The 2,810-nt window shown below is 72.2% G+C and carries 4 protein-coding genes; 3 read left to right on the top strand and 1 reads right to left on the bottom strand.

The window, feature by feature from the left end:
• Positions 1-4: 4 nt before the first annotated feature.
• Positions 5-118, top strand: a complete 114-nt coding sequence (locus ACWCSD_RS50985) for a hypothetical protein (protein ID WP_449926857.1) — start codon at positions 5-7, stop codon at positions 116-118.
• A 3-nt stretch (positions 119-121) separates the two neighbouring features.
• Here the strand turns inward: ACWCSD_RS50985 and ACWCSD_RS50990 are convergent, their stop codons facing one another.
• Complete coding sequence (locus ACWCSD_RS50990) at positions 122-790, bottom strand: TetR/AcrR family transcriptional regulator (protein WP_397162728.1); 669 nt, start codon at positions 788-790, stop codon at positions 122-124.
• A gap of 197 nt (positions 791-987) precedes the next feature.
• Here ACWCSD_RS50990 and ACWCSD_RS50995 point away from each other — a divergent pair, with 197 nt between their 5' ends.
• Together ACWCSD_RS50995 and ACWCSD_RS51000 are read left to right on the top strand one after the other, a co-directional pair.
• Positions 988-2,532, top strand: coding sequence for a bifunctional 3-(3-hydroxy-phenyl)propionate/3-hydroxycinnamic acid hydroxylase (locus ACWCSD_RS50995; protein WP_449926850.1), 1,545 nt, complete (start codon positions 988-990; stop codon positions 2,530-2,532).
• Positions 2,533-2,558: 26 nt separating this feature from the next.
• A partial coding sequence (locus tag ACWCSD_RS51000) for a hypothetical protein (protein WP_449926854.1) occupies positions 2,559-2,810 on the top strand: 252 nt, incomplete at its 3' end.

A 2,810-nucleotide genomic window follows, 5' to 3' on the forward strand; every position in this document is an offset into this window, starting at 1 on the left:
CGACGTGCGCGGCATCCTGATGGAGTGCGGCCGCCGCCGGCTGGTCGGCGGCCAGGAGGACATGATCGTCGACATCGCCCTCACGCTCGCCGCCGGGCGCGAGCAGCGGTCCGCCTGACCGTCAGCCGCCAGGCGCGCCCCGGCGGCCGGCGATCAGTGACTCGCCGATCGCCACCAGGGCGTCGGCGAGCTGCTCCATGAACTCCGCGATCGGCTTGCCGTCCCCGGACTGGAGCGAGACGAAGGCGCCGTCGAATCCGGCCATGCCGAAGTGGGCGAGGGCGTCCGCGACCGCGTCCGCGGCCTCCTCGCCCTCGCCGGCGAACGACGAGCGGATCATGTGCCGCATGAGGTCGCGGCCCTCGGCGCGGACGTCGATGACGGTCCGCATCGCCTCCGGGGCCTCGGCGGCCTCGTTGCTCATCACCAGCACCAGCAGCAGGCGGAGGAACTCCTCGCGGTGCACGAAGACCTCGCCGGTCCGGCGCAGGTACCAGCCCAGGCGTTCGCGGGGGGTGCCGCCGGCCGGCGGGTCGCGGTGGGCCTCGCGCATGGCCTCGAAGAAGCCCCGCGCCCCCTGGGCCATGACGGCCGACAGCAGCCCCGCCTTGGACTCGAAGTGGTGGTAGAAGGCGCTCTTGGGCAGGCCCGTCTCCTTCACGAGCGTCGAGATCGACGTCCCGGCGTAGCCGCGCACGGACATCACCCGGGCGGCCGCGTCGAGGATCTCCTGCCGGGACCGGCGGCCGCGGCTGTTTCCGGTGTGCGCCTCCCGCGCCGACTTCTCCACCAGCCGAATTCTAGGGACCCCGGCACAGCGGCTCGTCCGGCGGTCCGGCCGGGGGGCGGACGCGGTCTGGGTAACCGGTTCGTGAACAGGTCTTGACACGTCGCCGCAGGTCGTTGTTAGTCTCCTCACAATTGGACCGAACGTTTGGTCCAAAAGTGCCGCATCGGATCCCCGGCGGCCGAGAACGGAGTCAGCGCATGACCGACAGCTACGACGCGGACGTCGCGATCGTCGGGTACGGCCCGACCGGCGTGATCGCCGCGCTCACCCTCGCCAGGTACGGCGTGTCCGCCGTCGCCCTGGAACGGGACACGGACATCTACCCCCGGGCACGGGCCGTGACCGTCAACGACTGGACGATGCGGATCTTCCAGGACCTGGGCATCGACGAGCGGATCGAGAAGAAGATCGACCCCCAGCGGGCCCTGCGCTGGGTCACCTACGGTGGCCAGGAGATCATGCGGATCGAGCACCCGCCCTCGACGCTGGGCCGCAAGGCGCGCTTCTACAACATCTACCAGCCGACCATGGAGGCCGAGCTGCGCGCGGCCGCGCAGGACCACGGCGACCGCATCACCGTCCACTACGGCGCCGACGTCACGGGGATCGACCAGGACGCCGACGGCGTCACCGTCACCGCCACGGACACCGCGACCGGTCAGGCGCGCACGACCCGCGCCCGGTACGCCATCGCCGCCGACGGCGGCGCCAGCACGATCCGCGGCGAGGTGGGCTGCCGCCTGCTGGGCGACACCAACGACGTCACCTGGGTGGTCATCGACTGCCGCGTCAAGCGCTGGTGGCCCGACCGCGACTTCCTGACGTTCTGGTCGGACAAGGAGCGGCCGGTCGTCGACATCGCGCTCTCCGCCGGCAACCACCGGTGGGAGATCCCGCTCAAGCCGGAGGAGTCCCCCGCGGACTACCCGACCAGCGCCGAGGTCTGGCCGCTGCTGAAGGCGCTGGGCGTCACCGAGCAGGACGTCGAGATCCACCGGCACGCCTTCTACAAGCACCACGTCCGGATGTGCGACACCTGGCGCCAGGGCCGGGTGTTCCTGGCCGGGGACGCGGCCCACCTGATGCCGCCGTGGGCCGGCGCCGGGATGCAGTCCGGCATGCGCGACGCCCACAACCTGGGCTGGAAGCTCGCCCGCGTGATCAGGGGCGAGCTCCCCGAGAGCTGGCTGGACACCTACGAGGCCGAACGGCGTCCGAACACCGCCTTCTACACCGGCCTCGCGGTCCAGCTCGGACGGGTCATCAAGCAGGAGCTGTCCGAGGAGGAGCAGGCCGCGATGAACGCCGTCCCCCAGGGCACGGTCACGCCGTACGAGCCGCCGCTCACCGCGCCGCCCGTCCTCGAAGGCGGCTGGATCAGGGGGCCGCTGGGCGACGCCAGCATCGTCGGCCGGATGGTCCCGCAGCCGGTCGCCGGCGACGCCACCGGCCGGATGGCCCGCCTGGACGACCTGCTCGGCGACGGCTTCGTGCTGCTCGGCGACGACGTCGACCCGGCGACCCTGCTGGCGGCGGAGGAGCGAGCCGGCTGGGACGCGCTCGGCGCCCGCTACCTCGCCGTGCGGCCGAAGACCGCCTACACGCAGGGACCGGAGGAGCTGGTCGACCTCGACGAGGTCCTGCTGCCCTGGCTGCGCAGGTACGGCGCCCGCGCCGTGGCCGTCCGTCCCGACAAGTTCGTCGCCGCGGCCGACGTCAGCGGCCTGGCCGTGCCCGCGTGAACCTGTCACCCGAGAGGCGAAGAGAGATGTCCGGAGTCAAGGAGCTCGGTTACGTCGTCTACGAGGTCAGCGACCTCGCCGACTGGGAGCACTTCGCCGTCGAGCTGCTGGGGATGCGCTTCGGCGAGAAGACCGACGGCGGCTTCACCCTGCGCACCGACGAGAAGGCCCACCGCTGGATCGTCACCGGGGGCCCCGCCGACGACCTGGTGGCCACCGGCTACGAGGTCTCCGACGCCGCCGCGCTGGACGCCCTGGTGGACAAGGTCCGCGCGGCC

It is taken from the genome of Nonomuraea sp. NPDC001684, from assembly GCF_053596515.1.

Coding starts and splice junctions, on each gene's coding strand:
- ACWCSD_RS50995 (WP_449926850.1), top strand. CDS start 988: ATGACCGACAGCTACGACGCGGACGTCGCGATCGTCGGGTACGGCCCG.